We start from the raw sequence: 16,159 nt of genomic DNA, 5'->3' as shown, positions 1-16,159 counted from the left end.
CAGAGTTGCTGCAGGGCTAGCCAGGTTCGCGGGAGAGGGGGTTACGGTGGTGACGGTGGCACAACTGCGGGCTGTGCTGGCGATACTTCGGATCGATCCGGACGGATTCCGCATCGACGGCAACGGTGCGGCCGACCGGGATCGGGACGTGGAGCAGGCCGCGCTGGTCGGGTTGTTGTACGGCCTGTTCGACGGCCAACTACGGCAGGCCATCGCCGCGGGCGCCCGGGACGACGCCGTCCGCGTCGCGTTGTCGAGTTCGCGCATCCTCGGCGGGAGGAATCAGATCGAGCAGGCCGGATTCGACGCGCAACGGTTGCAGGATCGGATCAACGTCCTGGCGGAGGGTTCCACCGCGCAACCGGTCCCGGTCCTGCTCGATGCAGCGGCCCATGCGGCCGCGGCGGCCGAGGCCCTGCTGTTGCTGACCCGCGACCCGCACGGCGCCGATTCCGAAACTCACTGGCAAACAGCGCTGGCCGACCTCGCGGGTGCATACCACCTCGCCAATGACGAACACGCCGGGCAGGCGAACATCAGGACGCAGCCGTTGCGTTGAGTTCGCCGCCCGCGGACGCGGCACTCACTGGTGCCCGCACGATCTGTCGCAGCAACTCCCGATGTAGCCGTGTGCCTCGGCCAAGGCCGCAGCGAGCGCCGCCACATGCGTCCCGGCGTCGTGGAAGCGGTGTTCGGCCCAGACGGCGGCCATGGCATCGAAGGTGCCTTCCGCCGCGCAATCCTTGGCCCACCGTTCGAGCAGCCAGTACAGGCGTTGCTGTTCTTGTGCGATCGAGGTGAGCGAGCAGCTCAGGTCGAAGTGACGGTTCAGGTCGAACGACTCCGATCGGCCCTCGTGTTCCACGGCATCGGTGACATAGCGGTACAGCGTCTCGATGAGGTCGACGGCCAGCTCGACCTGGGCGGTCGGGTGGGACCAACCCTGATCGGTGAAGTAGCGCTTCATTTGCCGCACCGCATCCGCCAAGACCTGGTGCGGGACCGGCTCTTGCGCCTGCCCTCCGTCGCTAGTCATATGCGAACTTTATGACCGCGTTCGGCGGTGCCCGCGGTGACGCGCCGGGGGAGTGCCCGGTGACCGAGGTGATTGTCGCGTAGATCCGCTACCCGGGCCGGTATCTTGTTGTATACCAATGGATCTGGTCGGCGTCCTGATGGTGTGGCTCGGGCGCGGATTCCTCGTTGACTTCTGGAAACTCGGGTACGCCGGGCTTCGGCATGGTTGACGCATTTTCCCGGCAGGCCGGTTTCGGGTCGGCGGCCACCGCATGCGCGACGGCGGCGGATCGGGCCGGATTCTGCGACTCTCCGCGCGGCAGGTACCGCAAATCATTCGCTAGCTGGTAACCATGGTGCGAGAACTGTGGGGGATCGGACCGACCGAGGTGGAGGTGCATGGTGAGCTGGCCGCACAATCGAAGGCTCGCGGGCGTCGTGCTGGCTGCCGCGACGCTGATAGGAGTGTCCACGGGGGTTGCCGAAGCCGATTCCGATGACCCGATCATCCGCGGCGGAGGTCTGCTGGCTCGACCGACCGCGTCGGATGGTTCCCGGATCGTGGACGTCACCATCGACGACGACCGTCATCTGACGTTGAGCGTGTACTCGCGCGCAATGGACAAGGCCATTCCGGTGACGGTGCAGCGGCCCGCCGACGCGTCGGAGCCGCGCCCGGTCCTGTATCTGCTGTCGGGTGCGGACGGCGGTGAGGGTACGGCGAACTGGGACCACCGGACGCCGGCGGCGCTGGAGTTCCTCGCCACCAAGGATGTCAACGTCGTCCAGCCGATCGGCGGCGCCTGGAGCTACTACACCGATTGGCGTGCCCCCGATCCGGTGCTCGGCGTGAACAAGTGGAAGACATTCTTCACCGAGGAACTGCCACCGCTGATCGATGGCGCTCTGGGGACCAACGGGTTGAATGCCATTGCGGGACTCTCGACTTCGGGAACTTCGGTGTTGCAGCTGCCGATTGCCGCGCCGGGGCTGTACCGGTCGGTGGCGGCCTACAGCGGTTGCGCGCAGATCAGTGACCCCATCGGATACTCTTTCGTGAATCTGTCGACCGGCGTGTGGGGCGGCGGTGATACCGACAACATGTACGGTCCCCGGGAAGATCCCATGTGGGCGGAAAACGATCCGTACGTGCATGCCGATCAGCTGCGCGGCCTGCATCTGTTCATTTCCAACGGAAGTGGCCTGCCCGGCCCGCACGAAACACTCAACGGCCCGTACACCCAGCCCGGCGTCTGGGGCCTGGTCAATCAGACTCTTCTCGGCGGCGCCATCGAGGCGGCCACCAACTACTGCGCCCACAACTTGCAGACCAAGCTGAACGCACTCGGCATCCCCGCCACCTACGATTTCACGCCCACCGGCACCCACTCGTGGGGGTACTGGCTCGACGCGCTGCTCGTCTCGTGGCCGGTCCTTGCCGCGGGTCTGGAGTTGCCTGCCTGAGCTGGAGGGCCGACGTATCTGTCAGTCCCGATTCCGCACGCCGAGTCGGCGCGCGGACACTTCTTGGTGCGCGATACGGCGGGCGGCGCCCAGTGCGATATCGCCGAGGACGGTCAGAACCACCACCCCGTCGACCACGGCGTCCCGATCGCCCGCGCGCAGCACGTAGTCGACATCGCTCTCGGCGACCCGCTCGGCGGCATCCAGGTAGGTGTCGATCGCGCCCGCGCCCCACTGCGTGTAGCCGAGCTGCGTCATCCGCACCAGCACGGCCGTCAAGGTGCCGACGGCGGGGGCCGCATGGTGTCCGTCCCACCCCTTGCGGCGCAACGCTTCCGCCACTTCCGTGCGGGCCCTTTGCCATTCGTCGTCGTCGGGCGGGATCTGCGGCTGGTGCAGGCTGGCCGATACCACGCCGAGTAGCGAGTACATCGGCAGCTCCGGCTCATCCACGGCGGCGAGTACGTCACCGACCGCCGCCACCGGCAGTCCGCCCACCTCGATCAGTGCTCGGATCAGTCGCAGTCTGCGGAGGTGGTCCTCGTCGTAGCTCGCCTGATTGGGGCTGGACCTTTCGCCCGCCGCGAGCAGACCTTCGCGCAAGTAGTACTTGATCGTGGGGACGGGAACCCCGCTGCGCGCGCTCAGCTCCGCAATCCGCATCGAACCTCCGCTTCTCGTGATGGCGGCTCTTGCCGGGCCGCGTGCGATGCGGATAGTGTAACTATCCGATAGTAGATAGTGTCACTATCCATTAGGGAGATCTCTCATGGCCACCACCGCATTCCGCGCGATCGCGCGCCAGGCCGTGCACTGGCACCGGCCTCTGCTGATCTTCGCGGCCGTCAATGCCCTGCTGGCGGTCGTGGCGCTCATCGGCATGGCGGCCGACGATCGGCTCATCGCCGGTTCGCCCGCCTGGTTCAAGCCATTCAAGTTCGCCATGTCGTTCGTCCTCTACTGCCCCGCGTGGGCGTGGCTCATTTCGTTGCATCCCCGCGGTTCTCGACTGCTGTGGTGGACGGGAACGACTGTGGTCACGGCCGGTGCGATCGAACAGGCGATCATCGTCGCTCAGGTGCTGCGCGGCGCCCGCAGCCACTTCAATACGACCACCACCGTCGATACGGCGCTGTGGACGGTGATGACGGTGACCATCATCGTGCTGTTCCTCGGCACGCTTGCGCTGGGTGCCGCATTGGCGTTCCAGCAACTCGGTGACGCCGCGAACTCGTGGGCGATCCGGATCGGCATCCTGATCTCGCTGGTCGGCATGGCGCTCGGACAACTCATGCCCGGCCGAGAATCCGGCGTCGACGGTATCGCGGGCGCGCATACGGTCGGCGCCGCGGACGGCACCCCCGGCCTGCCACTGACCGGGTGGAGCACCACGCACGGAGATCTGCGCATTCCGCATTTCGTCGGCATGCATGCGCTGCAACTGCTTCCGCTGTTCGCCGCCGCGCTCACCCTGTCGGCCGCTCGACTTCCCGTATTACGACGCGCGCGGGTCCGCCTCGGCCTGGTATGGACGGCGGGTATCGGCTACGCGGGTCTGCTCACCCTGCTGACGTGGCAGGCGCTGCGTGGGCAATCGCTGGTGCGACCCGACGGCGCGACCACCGCCGCCTTCGGCGTGCTCGTCGCGATGGTCCCCCTCGGGGTGCTGCTGAGCGTGACCTCCGCCCGCATCCCGCGTCCGCCTGCGGTGGCCCGATGAGCCGTGTCTTCGACCTGGCCTTCGCGGTGACGATCCCGTTCTGGGCGTTGATGATTCTGGCGCCAGGGTGGCGCTGGACATCGCGGATCATCAGTTCCCCGTGGATTGTCGCACCGCCGTTGTCGATCTGGGCGATCGCCGCTCTGCCGCGGTTGGGCCCGCTCTGGGATGCGGTCACCGGGCCCTCGCTCGACGTGCTGACCGAGCTCGCGGGCGATCCGGCCGCCGTGACATACCTGTGGGCCCAGATCATCGCCTGGGATCTGTTTCTCGGTCGCTGGATCTACCTCGACGGCCGTGAACGTGACATCCACCCGTTGCTCATGGCATCGGTCTTGGTCGGCACAATCCTTTTGTCCCCCATAGCATTCCCCGTCTATCTCGCGGTGCGTTCGATGGCATCGAGGCGCGCCGTTCGCGGGGGGTGAGTGCGACACCCGCATCCAGGCGGCGAGGCCCGGGCGCCTGACCGGATCCGTCACACCTTGGCGGTCGTTCGACCGGGGTGGCGCCGTCGGCGGCCGGTTCGGAACTTCAGCGTTCCAGTCCGCTCGAACCGGCTCCGTGCTTGAATGTGATGTAGAACACGTTTCAGTGGAGGTGACGGATGGCCGCACCCTCGATCCCGCCGGGCTTCGACTTCACCGACCCGGATCTGTGGGCAACCCGGAGGCCGACGGCGGAATTCGCCGAACTGCGGCGCACCGCGCCGGTCTGGTGGAATGCGCAGCCCGACGGCGTCAGCGGTTTCGACGACGGCGGCTACTGGGTGGTCACCAAACTCGAAGATATCAAGGAGATTTCGCGGCATCCTGAGCTGTATTCGTCCACGATCAACTCCGCGATCATTCGCTATCAGCCCGAGATCACCCGCGAGCAGATCGATATGCAGCGGTTGATCATGCTGAATATGGATCCGCCGCTGCACACCAAGAACCGCCGCATCGTCTCGAAGGGCTTCACCCCGCATCGTCATCCTGCTGTCGGTGGCGGGCAACGAAACAACCCGCAACTCCATCACCCACGGCATGAAGGCCTTCATCGACAACCCCGACCAATGGGAGCTGTACAAACAACAGCGCCCCCGCACCGCCCCCGACGAAATCGTCCGCTGGGCCACCCCGGTCACCGCCTTCCAGCGCACCGCGACCCGCGATACCGTCCTGTCCGGCCAAGAGATCCGACAGGGTCAGCGCGTCGGAATGTTCTACAGTTCGGCCAATTTCGACGAGGATGCCTTCGACGAACCCTTCACCTTCGACATCCTCCGAAACCCCAACCCGCATGTCGGCTTCGGTGGCGCGGGCACCCACTACTGCCTGGGCGCCAACCTCGCCCGGCTGGAAATCGACCTCATATTCAACGCCATCGCCGACACCATGCCCCACCTCACCCAACTGTCCGAACCCGAACACCTGTGCTCCGGCTGGATCAATGGAATCAAGCGCTGGGAGGTGCGATTCGAGTAGATCGGCGTCAATTGCCGGGCGGTCCAGCCGAACCGGATCGGCCACATTTCCGCCCACGCTTCGGCACTGAATCCGGGTAAGCCCGGGTTCCCGGCCCGTACCATCCAGCCGAATCACTCACGCCGAATGGAAGGGACGGTGCCGATGCCCGCCGACCAGCTCGTCACGAAGTTTCTGTCCGTCGATACCACCGCCCTCTGTGACGCCGATAAGGCGACGCGGGTGATGGACAGCGGGATCAGGGCGCGCTCCGCGACGTCACGGATCCTCGGTCCCGCGTATACGGTGCGGTGCCGGGACGACTTCTTCGGGGTGCTGCGCGCCATCGAGTCGGCGGCCCCGGGCGAGGTCATCGTGGTCGACGGCGGTGGGCGAGAAATCGCTTATGCCGGTGAACTCTTCGCGCGCGGCGCGCTGGTCCGGCGGCTGGGCGGCATCATCGTGGACGGCGGGTACCGCGACCTGGCCTACGTCCGGGGCTGCGAACTGCCGATCTACAGCCGCTACGTCACACCGATGGCGGGGCGTACCTCCGCACTCGGTGACGTCCAGATTCCGGTCACCTGCGGTGGTGTGCCGGTGGCACCCGGGGACCTGATTCTGGCCGACGACGAGGGCATCGTCGTCATCGAACCCGATCGCGCCGAGGCCCTGCTCGATGCCGCGGCGGCCGTCAAACAGGCCGAGGCGGCGATCATCGAGCGATTGAACGCGGGATCGCACCTCGGCGACGGTCTCAATGTCGCCGAGCACACCGACGCCCTCCGGCGCGGGCAACCGTCCACACTGAAGTTCCTGACGTAGCGGCGCCCGCGGATCGGCGCGGTGTGGCCGGGAAGTGCCGTCGATAGCTGAGTGGATGCTGTTATCGTCGATGGCGTCAGCTGAAGCACTCGCACGGCATCCACCCGCTAGTCCGACCCCGGTTTCCGCGGAGGTTCCGATGAGCACAGCCGACGTGATCTTCACCGGTGGCCCGATCGTCACCGTCGATCCGACCTGCACCGGAGCAAGTGCGGTCGCGGTTGCCGGTGGCCGGATCGCCGCGGTCGGGGGAGTGGAAGTGCTGGCGCTTCGTGGGCCGGATACCGAGATGATCGACCTGGACGGTCGATGTTTGCTACCCGGTTTCGTCGAGGCGCATACCCATCCGACGCAGGACCAGTTGATGTACGCCGATGGGGTTATCGATATCCGTCCCGTTACGACCTGTCCGACGGCCGATCAAGCGCACGCCGAGATCGTGCGGGCCGCCGCCACCGCGCCCGCGGGACAGCCGCTCATCTTCTATGGCCTCGACGTGTTGCTGCAGACGGGGTTTCCGGAACCGACCCGGGCCTGGCTGGACGAACTCGGCCCCGCCCGGCCGGTCGTCATCTGGCAGAACTCCGGCCACCTGGCCTGGGCCAACACGGCAGCACTGCGCTGCGCCGACCTGGCCGACGACAGCCCGGATCCGCTGGGTGGCTCGTTCGAACATGACCGGCACGGCAGGCTGACCGGCAAAGTCTTCGAGGCACCCGGGGTTCTGGCACTGGTCGGGCCGATCATCGCCGACCAGCTCACCGGCCCGGATCTGCTGGCCCACCAGCATGCCGACCTGGCGGCGCGCGGCGTCACTCTGTGCAGCGATATGGCCTTCGCCGAAGAGATGCGCCCGCTCGCCGCGGCGCTGTATCAGCAGGGGCGTGCGAAGGTGCGGATGCGGGTCTACGAGATGTCCAACGCGGCTGGGCAGAGCTATTGCCCGTTGGACAACGGTGATGACATGTTCCGTCAGATCGGTGTCAAGGTGTGGTTGGACGGGTCGCCGTGGATCGGCAATATCGACACCTCGTTCCCGTACCTCGATACCCCGGCCACCGCCGCTCTCGGCCTCGAGCACGGCCATCGCGGTCACGCCAATTACACCGAGGACCAATTGCATTCGATCGTGCGCGCCTACTATCCGCTGGGCTGGCAGGTTGCCTGTCACGTGCACGGCGACCTCGGGGTCGACATGATCCTCGACGTCTACGAGAAGGCGCTGACCGTCTATCCGCGCCCCGATCATCGCTTGCGGTTGGAGCATTGCGGTGCGATGACCGCCGCCCAGTTCCGGCGGGCCGCGCGGCTGGGTGTCACGTGCAGCCTGTTCGTCGATCACCTCTACTACTGGGGCGACGTCCTGGTCGACGACCTGTTCGGGCCCGATCTCGGCGCGCACTGGGTGCGCGCCAAATCCGCCCTCGACGCCGGCCTCCGGATTTCGTTCCACAATGACAGTCCGGTCACCGAGGAGGAACCGCTGCGCAATATGGCCGCTGCCGTCACCCGCCGGTCCCGTTCCGGGCGGGTGCTCGCGCCGGAGGAGCGGATCACGGTCGACCAGGCGATCCGCGCCCAGACCATCGATGCGGCGTATCAGTTGTTCGCCGATGACAGCACGGGTTCGCTCACGCCCGGCAAATACGCGGATCTGGTTGTCCTGGATCGCGATCCGCATGCGGTCGAACCGGACATGCTGGCCGATATCGGCGTGCACGCCACCTATCTCGCGGGCGTGCCGACATTCCATGTCTGAAAAGCGCTATTTGCCGGTTGTCTGACAATCGAATGTTTCGGAGATTCACCCCCCGATAGTGGCGACACGCAGCAGTTTCTGCTCGTACCATCAAATTGCTGTGCGTATGCTCTGCGCTGTTCATCGTGGGATCCGCAGCGGATGCGCGAGCTACGGACCAAGCCTAGGAGGATGTGGTGACTGCCGTAGCGCCCAAACAGGTGCCCGAAGCCGAACGGCCATTTCCGCGGCGTGTGGGACCGAAGGGCACGTTCATCTACAAGCTGGTCACGACGACCGACCCCAAGATGCTCGGCACGATGTACCTGGTCACGTCGATGTCGTTCTTCCTCATCGGCGGCCTGATGGCTTTGCTGATGCGCGGGGAGCTGGCCAGGCCGGGGCTGCAATTCCTGTCCCCGGAGCAGTTCAACCAGCTGTTCACCATGCACGGCACGATCATGCTGCTGTTCTACGCGACCGCGGTCGTGTTCGCCTTCGCCAATATCGTCCTGCCGCTGCAGATCGGCGCACCCGACGTCGCCTTCCCGCGCTTGAACGCCATCAGCTACTGGCTGTACCTCTTCGGCGCGACCTTGGCCACCGCGGGCTTCGTCACCCCGGGTGGCGCCGCGGACTTCGGCTGGACCGCCTACTCGCCGCTGAACGACATCGTGCACTCGCCGGGCGTGGGCGCCGATATGTGGATCATGGGCCTCGCGGTCTCGGGTCTGGGGACCATCCTCGGCGGCGTCAATATGATCACCACCGTCGTATGCCTGCGGTGCCCGGGCATGACGATGTTCCGGACGCCGGTCTTCACCTGGACCATCGTGGTCACCAGCGTGCTGATCCTGGTCGCGTTCCCAGTGCTGACCGCGGCGCTGCTGGCGGTCTTCTTCGATCGGCACCTAGGTGGCCACATCTACGACCCGGCCACCGGCGGCACGCTGTTGTATCAGCACCTGTTCTGGTACTTCGGCCACCCTGAGGTGTACATCATCGCGCTGCCGTTCTTCGGCATCGTCTCCGAGATCATCCCGGTCTTCAGCCGCAAGCCGGTCTTCGGCTACACCACCCTGATCTACGCGACCCTCGCGATCGCGGCGCTGTCGATCGCGGTGTGGGCGCATCACATGTACGCGACGGGAGCCGTCCTGCTGCCGTTCTTTTCGTTCATGACCTTCCTGATCGCGGTGCCCACCGGGGTGAAGTTCTTCAACTGGATCGGCACCATGTGGCGCGGCCAGTTGACCTTCGAGACACCGATGCTGTTCGCGGTGGGATTCATCGTCACCTTCCTGTTCGGTGGCCTGTCGGGTGTGCTGCTGGCCAGCCCGCCGCTCGATTGGCACGTCTCGGATTCCTATTTCGTGGTGGCGCACTTCCACTACGTGCTTTTCGGCACCATCGCCTTCGCCACCTACGGGGGCATCTACTTCTGGTTCCCGAAGATCACCGGGCGGATGCTCGACGAACGACTCGGCAAGTGGCACTTCTGGACGACCCTCGTCGGCTTCCACGCCACCTTCCTGGTGCAGCACTGGCTGGGTGCGGAGGGTATGCCGCGTCGCTATGCCGACTATCTGCCCGGCGACGGATTCACCACGCTCAATACGATTTCCACCATCGGCTCGTTCATCCTCGGTGCCTCGGTGCTGCCGTTCGTCTGGAATGTGTTCCGCAGCGCGCGCTACGGTGAGGTCGTCACGGTGGACGATCCATGGGGTTACGGCAACTCGCTGGAATGGGCCACCCCGTGCCCGCCGCCGCGGCACAACTTCTACGAACTGCCGCGCATCCGGTCCGAACGTCCCGCGTTCGAGCTGCACTATCCGCATATGGTGGGCCGGATGCGGGCCGAGGCGCACGTCGGCTGGGGCGCGGGCGCGCATGCGATCGATGTCTCCGACACCGAATCGCAGAGCACCGCAACGGAATCCTGATCCGCTCGGCTCAGTACGGGTTGGCGCGGCCCGCCCACGCGGCGGTGAGCTCCGCGGTGAGCGCGGCCGGGAACGAGATCCGCGCCGGGTCGCCATCGGAGGTGTAGCGCTGGTCCGGACGTTCGGCGAGGCGGTCGAGCCAATACGCTGAGTCGAAGTCGACGTCGCCGCGGCCGGAGCGAATGCGGGGTACCGCCGCCGAATCGATCCCGCCGAAGGGCGAGGGTGCGGGGCCCGCGCCGACCAACATCACGGCATCGAAGGAATAGGTGATCCCGTCCCAGCTGCCCGCGGTGGCCAGCGCCCGGTCGGATGGGGCGATGCCGAACGGTAGCGCCATGGTGTGCACCCGGGCGCCGGACGATTCGATGAGGCGGACATTACCGGCCAGTTCGCGTTGGACACCGGTGCGGTCCAGGCCCGCGAGGGCGGCGTGGTTGGCGGTGTGCGCCCCGATTTCGTAGCCGTGCTCGCTCAGCCAGGCCAATGCCCGCACGCCGGTGTCGAAGGGCTGGTTGTTGACGTACAGGGTTGCCGTGGCGCGGAAGTCGGGGTGCTGTGCGCCGAACTCCTCGAGGATTCCGATCGCGCAGTCGGGTGACGGCTTCCCGTCGGCGGTGAACGCGAACTGGCTGACGGTCGAATCATCGAAGGTGAGCACCACGGGGTGGGTGCCCGCCGGGATATCGATACGCCCCGCGATGTAGTCGGCCGCGGTGACCGGACGGTATCCCTCGCGATAGAGCCGGTCCAGTTCGGCGCGGAATTCCACTGCGGTCTGGTCGTATTCGCCGACGGGAACCGGGAGCACCTGGTGGTACATGAGTACCGGCACCAACCCGAGTTCGTTCGCGGCGACCCGCGCCGGATCGGCGGGTGGGGGCATGACGCTGGATGGCGGCGCGGACGCCATGACGGCGGGCTCGGGAGCCGCTGTGGTGGCGCAGCCGGTGAGTAGCGCGCAGACCAAGGCCGACAGCGCGAATCGAACGTTGTGCACTGTCTTACCCGCCACGCGTCAGACGCTACCCGCGCGGTGATCTTCGCCGGTGGGATATGCGCCGAAAACCGCAACACCGTGGCGCCGTCCGTGGATAGTAGGGAGATCAGGGACGAAAGTTGGTGTGGGTGTTGCTCGAACGGGTCCGGCAACCCGACCGCGGGCGGTTGGTGCTGAGCGTTGTTGCCGTTGTTCTATTCATTCTCGTCGTATCCGTGATCGTTGGCATGCGAACGAAACCGGAAGGGCTTGCCGTCACCGGACTTCCGGACGGGGTCATCGGCGCCGCGGCATCGACCGGGCTCGAATTGCGGGTGGACGCGCGCGGCCACGACCCGCAGGCCATGCGGCTCGAGCTCGACGGTGCGCCGGTGACCGGCACCGTCGAGGGCGACACGGTGGTGTACCGCCCCGGTCCTCTCGCGGACGGCAATCATGAACTCACCGCGGAGATCCCGCGAGGAGGCCCGCTCGGATGGTTGCGTGCGGGCCCCGGGGTGGTCCGCGGCTTCACCGTGGATACCGCGCCGCCCGCGGTGGAGCTGATCGCGCCCGCTCCGGTGACCTCCTACCGTCAGCCGGTTACCCTGCGCGGCAGGGTGACCGGCGCGCAGCACGCATCGATCGGTGCCGAGCCCCTGGCGCTCGCGCCGGACGGGACGTTCGAGATCACCCTGCCGCGCGCACCGGTCGGGGCTTCCGTGGTCGCCGTCGACGCGGCGGGCAACACCACCACGACACCGATCACCGCGCCGATCCGGGTGCCGCGCATCAGGGCGGTCCACGTGACCGCGCACGCGTGGTCGCACGAGGGCCTGCGCGAGGGCGTACTCGACCTGGCGCGCGCGGGCCGCATCGATACCGTTCAACTCGATATCAAGGACGAGGACGGCGTCGTCGGCTACGACTCCCAGGTGCCGCTGGCACGGGAATCCGGTGCCGCGACCGGGATCTACGACGCGCCCGCCGCCCTGCGGCAACTGCACGATATGGGGTTGCGGGTGGTGGGCCGGATCGTGGCATTCCGCGATCCGACGGTGGCCGAATGGGCCTGGCGCGCGGGCAGGACGGACTGGGTGATCCAGAATCCGGCCGGACAGCCGTATTCCAGCCAGTACGGGCCGATCGCGTTCACCAATTTCGCGAACCCCGAAATCCGCAGGTACAACATCGATCTCGCGGTCGAAGCGGCGAAACTGGGCTTCGACGAGATCATGTACGACTACATCCGGCGTCCGGACGGCGACGAGTCCCGGATGCTCTTCCCCGGCGCGACCGTCGACGCCACCGTGTCGATCGCGGACTTCCTGCGGGAAAGCGGGGATCCGGTGCACGACGCGGGCGCTTTCCAGAGCGCCGCGGTATTCGGGATCGCCTCCACCCGGCCCGAGCAGATCGCCCAGGACATTCCGCTCATGGCCCGGTATGTCGACTACGTGGCGCCGATGCTCTATCCGTCGCACTGGAATCCGGGGGAGTACGGTGTCGCGAATCCGAACGGTCAGCCGTACGACATCATCCTCCGTTCACTGGCCGATTTCCAGAAGCAGACCGAGGGAACCGCCGCGAAAGTCGTTCCGTGGCTACAGGATTTCAGCCTCGGTGTGAACTACGGGCCGGCCGAGGTGCAGGCACAGATCGATGCCGCGGCCGCCGCGAATATCGACAGCTACTTTCTCTGGAGTCCGACCGTGAGCTATCACCTCTGATGGCAACCGCCTCCGGGGAGTGCCCGGTCACGTACGGGATTTCCCGCTCCGCCCGCCCTCGGACACGATGTCTATCCAGCGCCGGGCACCGCCAGTAGGCTCGGGTTGAGCAACCGAACAGTACGAGGCAATGCGGGCCCGGTGCGGGTCGGGATCCGGGTTGTGTGGATGAGAAGCAGGTCGGATGGATATTCACGAGGTTGTCCGCGCGGGAGTCCGGGAGCAGCGCGAGTTGCTCGACGATGGGGCCGTGTCGGTGCGCGAGCTCGTCGACGCGACGCTGGAGGGCATCGAAGCGGCGGCGGAGCTCGGGGCATTCACCAATCTGTTGCGCGAGCAGGCCCGCGCCCAGGCGGACGAATACGACCGGCAGCGCGCCGCGGGCGAGGCTCTCGGGCCGCTGCACGGCATCCCCGTCGCGGTGAAGGATGAGATCGATGTCGCCGGGGTGGTGACGACCTTCGGTACCCGGGCGAACCGTACTCCGGTGGCCGCCGACGCCGAGGTGGTGCGGCGGCTGCGCGCGGCGGGTGCGGTGATCGTCGGGAAGACCGCCATGCCCGAATTCGGCCAGTGGCCGTTCACCGAATCCAGCACCTTCGGCGTCACCAGGAACCCGTGGGACCTCAGCCGGTCGACCGGCGGATCCAGCGGTGGGTCGGCGGCCGCGGTGGCGGCGGGGCTGGTACCGGTCGCGCTGGGCGGCGACGGCGGTGGGTCGATCCGGATTCCGGCGGCGTGCTGCGGGATCTTCGGGCTAAAGCCGCAGCGGGGGCGAGTGCCGATCGCGCCGCACGAGCACCTGTGGTGGGCGCTCGGCGTGATAGGCCCGCTGACGCGCACCGTGCTGGATTCCGCGATCGTCTACGACGTGATCCGCGGTGACGCACGCGCGGACCGTTTCCATGCGCCGGACCCGATCATGTCGTTCGAGGAGGCGGCGCGGCGCACGGATCGGGTGCTGCGCATCGGCTTCAGCGTGAAGTCGCCGTTACCCATGGTGCGGCCGGACCCGGAGCATGTGCGCGCGGTGAGTGAAACCGCGGAGTTGCTGACGAGCCTCGGACATTCGGTATTCGAGGTGGAACCGGACTATCCGGATCCGGCGCCCGCGTTCTTCCCGCAGTTCTTCGGCGGCGTGCGTGCCGAGGTCGAGGAGGTCGACGATCCGGCATTGCTGGAACGGCGGACCCGGGAGACCGCGCGATTGGGCGCGTGGGCTCGGGGGCCGGTCATCGAGTGGGCGATCCGCAATGGAGAAGCGGCGGCGCGCAAGGCCGATCGCCTCTTCGACGGCTGCGATCTGCTGCTCACCCTGACCATCGCGACCCGCCCGCCGCGGCTCGGTGTCCTCGACGGTGTGGGCAGCCTCCGCGCGCAGCTCGCGTCGGTCCCGATGGTGGCCTACACCAGCTTGTGGAATGTCACCGGACATCCCGCGGCGTCGGTCCCTTGCGGCGTCGGCGCGGATGGCCTGCCGCTCGCGGTGCAACTGGTGGGGCCCGCGAACGGGGAGACGACGATTCTGTCGGTGGCGGCCCAGTTAGAGCAGGCGCGGCCGCAGGCCCGTCCTGTCCGGCGGAAGCAGACGGCCTAGCGCGCACCTTCCGCGACTGCCGCACGGCGGGTCCGCGATGACAGCGCGTGCGCGGGCCGGTCAGCGCAACGCCAGCGCCAGGAAGAAATCCACCCGGTCCTCCAACCGCGACAGATCCCGCCCGGTCAGCTCCTCGATCCGCTGGATGCGATACCGCAGCGTATTGACGTGTACGTGCAGCAGGTCCGCGCATTTCGTCCACGATCCGGAGACCTGGAGGAATGTCTCGAGCGTATGCACCAGATCGGCCCGATTCTCCTGGTCGTAGGTGCTCAACGGGTCGAGCAGCCGCAGCCGGAACATGCGGCGCACCTCATCGGGCACGCTGGCGAGCAGCAGCATGTGGGTGGCGAGTTCGTCGTGGCCGACGACGCTGACCGGTCGATCCCGCCCCGCGGCCATGCGGCGGGCATAGCGGGCCTCCTCGACCGCACCGCGCAAGCCCTCACCGTCGACTACGCCGCTGACGCCGATCGCGAGCCTGCTGCCGCGCAGCCCCGGCGCCAAGGCCTCGACCGCGCGTTGGATCTCCTGGACCACGTCGGGGGAGGACGGAATCAGCGCGATCGCCTCGTTGTCCACCACCCCCGCGGCGGGACCGCGACCGTGCAGGATTTCGCGCAGTAACCCGCGTAATTCACCGGGCCGCAGGGTCTGCTCCGAGGCGGCGGCCGCTACCGCGATATACGTATCGGACGGGCCGAGCCCGGTCAGCTCCAGCCGCGAAATGATTTCCGCCGGTTTGGCTTCCGAGACGATCAGCTCGATGAGTTCCTGCGCTAGCCTGCCCTCGGCGCTCTGCCGATCGTCGAGCCGGGCGCGCTCCAGTGAGACCACCGCCGCGAGTTCGCCCGCCAGCGCGCGGCGTTCCTCCGGCCATTCGGTGCAGTCGCCGCCGAAGACGAGGAACCAATCGGCGGCCCGCGAGGTGCCGTGCTCGTCGACCGCGAACAGTGAATACCGGAGGTCGTCGTCGCGCAGCACCAGCGGTAGTCGGCGCGCGGCCACGAAAGCGGCGGTGACCTGGGCGGGCGGCGTGGGGGGACCGGCCACCACCCGGCCGGTCGAGGACATGACCCAGCACCGCATACCGAGATCGCGTTCGATGAGCTCGAGTACCGAGCCGAGGCCGCCGCCCGAGACGAGCTGACGGTGCCGGTCGAGCACGGCGCTGAGGTCCGCCGCCCTTCCGGTGGAGAGATTGCGGGTGATCTGCTCGGTGACCTGGGCGAAGGCGATGTTCTCCGGGACGCGGAAGAGTGGGATCCGATGACGGCGGCAGGCCTCGACGATATCCGGCGGCGCGCCGCCATAGCGCGCGTCGCCCGCGGCTAGTCCGGCGACCCCGGCCCTGGCCAGCGCGCCGACGAAGGTGTCGCTGTCGGCGGGCTGCTGGCGCCATTGCAACCCGGTCAGCACCAGCTCGCCGCCGGAGAGGTAGCGGCTGGGGTCGAGCATGTCCGTGGTTACCACCCAGCGCACGAAACGGTCCAGGTCCTCCTCGCCGGTGACGAGCTCGAGACCCAGGTCAGACATGGTGAGTAGGGAACGCAGACGCACGTTGGCAACGCTAACAGCAGGGTGACTTGGACATACCTACAAATCTTGTGCTGTGAACTGGCGCACACTTCGGACTTCTCGTTTCTGGTTGCCACGCGGCCCGGCGGGTGTACTTACCGCATTGCGAATCAATGT

General features: G+C 67.1%; 13 protein-coding genes and 1 pseudogene. 10 read left to right on the top strand and 4 right to left on the bottom strand.

The genetic code is table 11. The features are described from left to right. The first annotated feature begins 55 nt into the window (after window positions 1-55). A complete protein-coding gene (locus AB0H61_RS09825) occupies window positions 56-559 on the top strand; it encodes a hypothetical protein (RefSeq protein ID WP_357301232.1) in 504 nt (167 codons plus the stop codon). A 24-nt stretch (window positions 560-583) separates the two neighbouring features. Here AB0H61_RS09825 and AB0H61_RS09820 read toward each other — a convergent pair whose 3' ends face one another. Next, window positions 584-1,036, bottom strand: a complete 453-nt coding sequence (locus tag AB0H61_RS09820) for a hypothetical protein (protein ID WP_357301229.1) — start codon at window positions 1,034-1,036, stop codon at window positions 584-586. Between the two features lie 380 nt (window positions 1,037-1,416). On the opposite strand from AB0H61_RS09820, the gene AB0H61_RS09815 reads away from it, so the two are divergent. Continuing rightward, window positions 1,417-2,481 carry an alpha/beta hydrolase family protein gene (locus AB0H61_RS09815; protein ID WP_357301226.1) on the top strand — a complete coding sequence of 355 codons (1,065 nt, stop codon included), beginning with the start codon at window positions 1,417-1,419 and terminating at the stop codon, window positions 2,479-2,481. 21 nt (window positions 2,482-2,502) lie between these two features. Here AB0H61_RS09815 and AB0H61_RS09810 read toward each other — a convergent pair whose 3' ends face one another. Further along, window positions 2,503-3,144, bottom strand: a complete 642-nt coding sequence (locus AB0H61_RS09810) for a MerR family transcriptional regulator (RefSeq protein WP_357301223.1) — start codon at window positions 3,142-3,144, stop codon at window positions 2,503-2,505. A gap of 106 nt (window positions 3,145-3,250) precedes the next feature. On the opposite strand from AB0H61_RS09810, the gene AB0H61_RS09805 reads away from it, so the two are divergent. The 6 genes and pseudogenes from AB0H61_RS09805 to ctaD all read left to right on the top strand — a co-directional run bounded on the left by AB0H61_RS09805 (window position 3,251) and on the right by ctaD (window position 10,158). After that, the gene (locus AB0H61_RS09805; protein WP_357301221.1) at window positions 3,251-4,201 is read left to right on the top strand and encodes a hypothetical protein; all 951 of its coding nucleotides are present in this window, start codon (window positions 3,251-3,253) and stop codon (window positions 4,199-4,201) included. Then, window positions 4,198-4,629, top strand: coding sequence for an ABA4-like family protein (locus tag AB0H61_RS09800; RefSeq protein WP_357301218.1), 432 nt, complete (start codon window positions 4,198-4,200; stop codon window positions 4,627-4,629). The genes AB0H61_RS09805 and AB0H61_RS09800 overlap by 4 nt, the downstream gene beginning before the upstream one ends. Before the next feature lie 179 nt (window positions 4,630-4,808). After that, window positions 4,809-5,670 (top strand): annotated as a pseudogene (locus tag AB0H61_RS09795) (cytochrome P450). A gap of 144 nt (window positions 5,671-5,814) precedes the next feature. Continuing rightward, window positions 5,815-6,474, top strand: a complete 660-nt coding sequence (locus AB0H61_RS09790; protein ID WP_357301215.1) for an RraA family protein — start codon at window positions 5,815-5,817, stop codon at window positions 6,472-6,474. 139 nt (window positions 6,475-6,613) lie between these two features. After that, a complete protein-coding gene (locus AB0H61_RS09785; protein ID WP_357301213.1) occupies window positions 6,614-8,233 on the top strand; it encodes an amidohydrolase in 1,620 nt (539 codons plus the stop codon). A 176-nt stretch (window positions 8,234-8,409) separates the two neighbouring features. After that, a complete protein-coding gene (gene ctaD, locus AB0H61_RS09780; protein ID WP_357301210.1) occupies window positions 8,410-10,158 on the top strand; it encodes a cytochrome c oxidase subunit I in 1,749 nt (582 codons plus the stop codon). 10 nt (window positions 10,159-10,168) lie between these two features. Here ctaD and AB0H61_RS09775 read toward each other — a convergent pair whose 3' ends face one another. Next, the gene (locus AB0H61_RS09775; RefSeq protein ID WP_357301208.1) at window positions 10,169-11,173 is read right to left on the bottom strand and encodes a polysaccharide deacetylase family protein; all 1,005 of its coding nucleotides are present in this window, start codon (window positions 11,171-11,173) and stop codon (window positions 10,169-10,171) included. A 212-nt stretch (window positions 11,174-11,385) separates the two neighbouring features. On the opposite strand from AB0H61_RS09775, the gene AB0H61_RS09770 reads away from it, so the two are divergent. Together AB0H61_RS09770 and AB0H61_RS09765 are read left to right on the top strand one after the other, a co-directional pair. Beyond that, window positions 11,386-12,867: a putative glycoside hydrolase gene (locus tag AB0H61_RS09770; RefSeq protein ID WP_357301205.1), complete on the top strand. Its 1,482-nt coding sequence runs from the start codon at window positions 11,386-11,388 to the stop codon at window positions 12,865-12,867. Between the two features lie 184 nt (window positions 12,868-13,051). After that, entirely contained in the window at window positions 13,052-14,464 is a 1,413-nt protein-coding gene (locus tag AB0H61_RS09765; protein WP_357301202.1) for an amidase, read from the top strand. A 60-nt stretch (window positions 14,465-14,524) separates the two neighbouring features. On the opposite strand, the gene AB0H61_RS09760 is transcribed toward AB0H61_RS09765, so the two are convergent. After that, a complete protein-coding gene (locus AB0H61_RS09760) occupies window positions 14,525-16,000 on the bottom strand; it encodes a PucR family transcriptional regulator ligand-binding domain-containing protein (RefSeq protein WP_357301199.1) in 1,476 nt (491 codons plus the stop codon). Window positions 16,001-16,159 lie beyond the last annotated feature (159 nt).

The organism is Nocardia sp. NPDC050710 (genome assembly GCF_040654375.1).
Classification (GTDB): domain Bacteria; phylum Actinomycetota; class Actinomycetes; order Mycobacteriales; family Mycobacteriaceae; genus Nocardia.
This window is presented reverse-complemented; position numbering and strand designations above follow the sequence as displayed.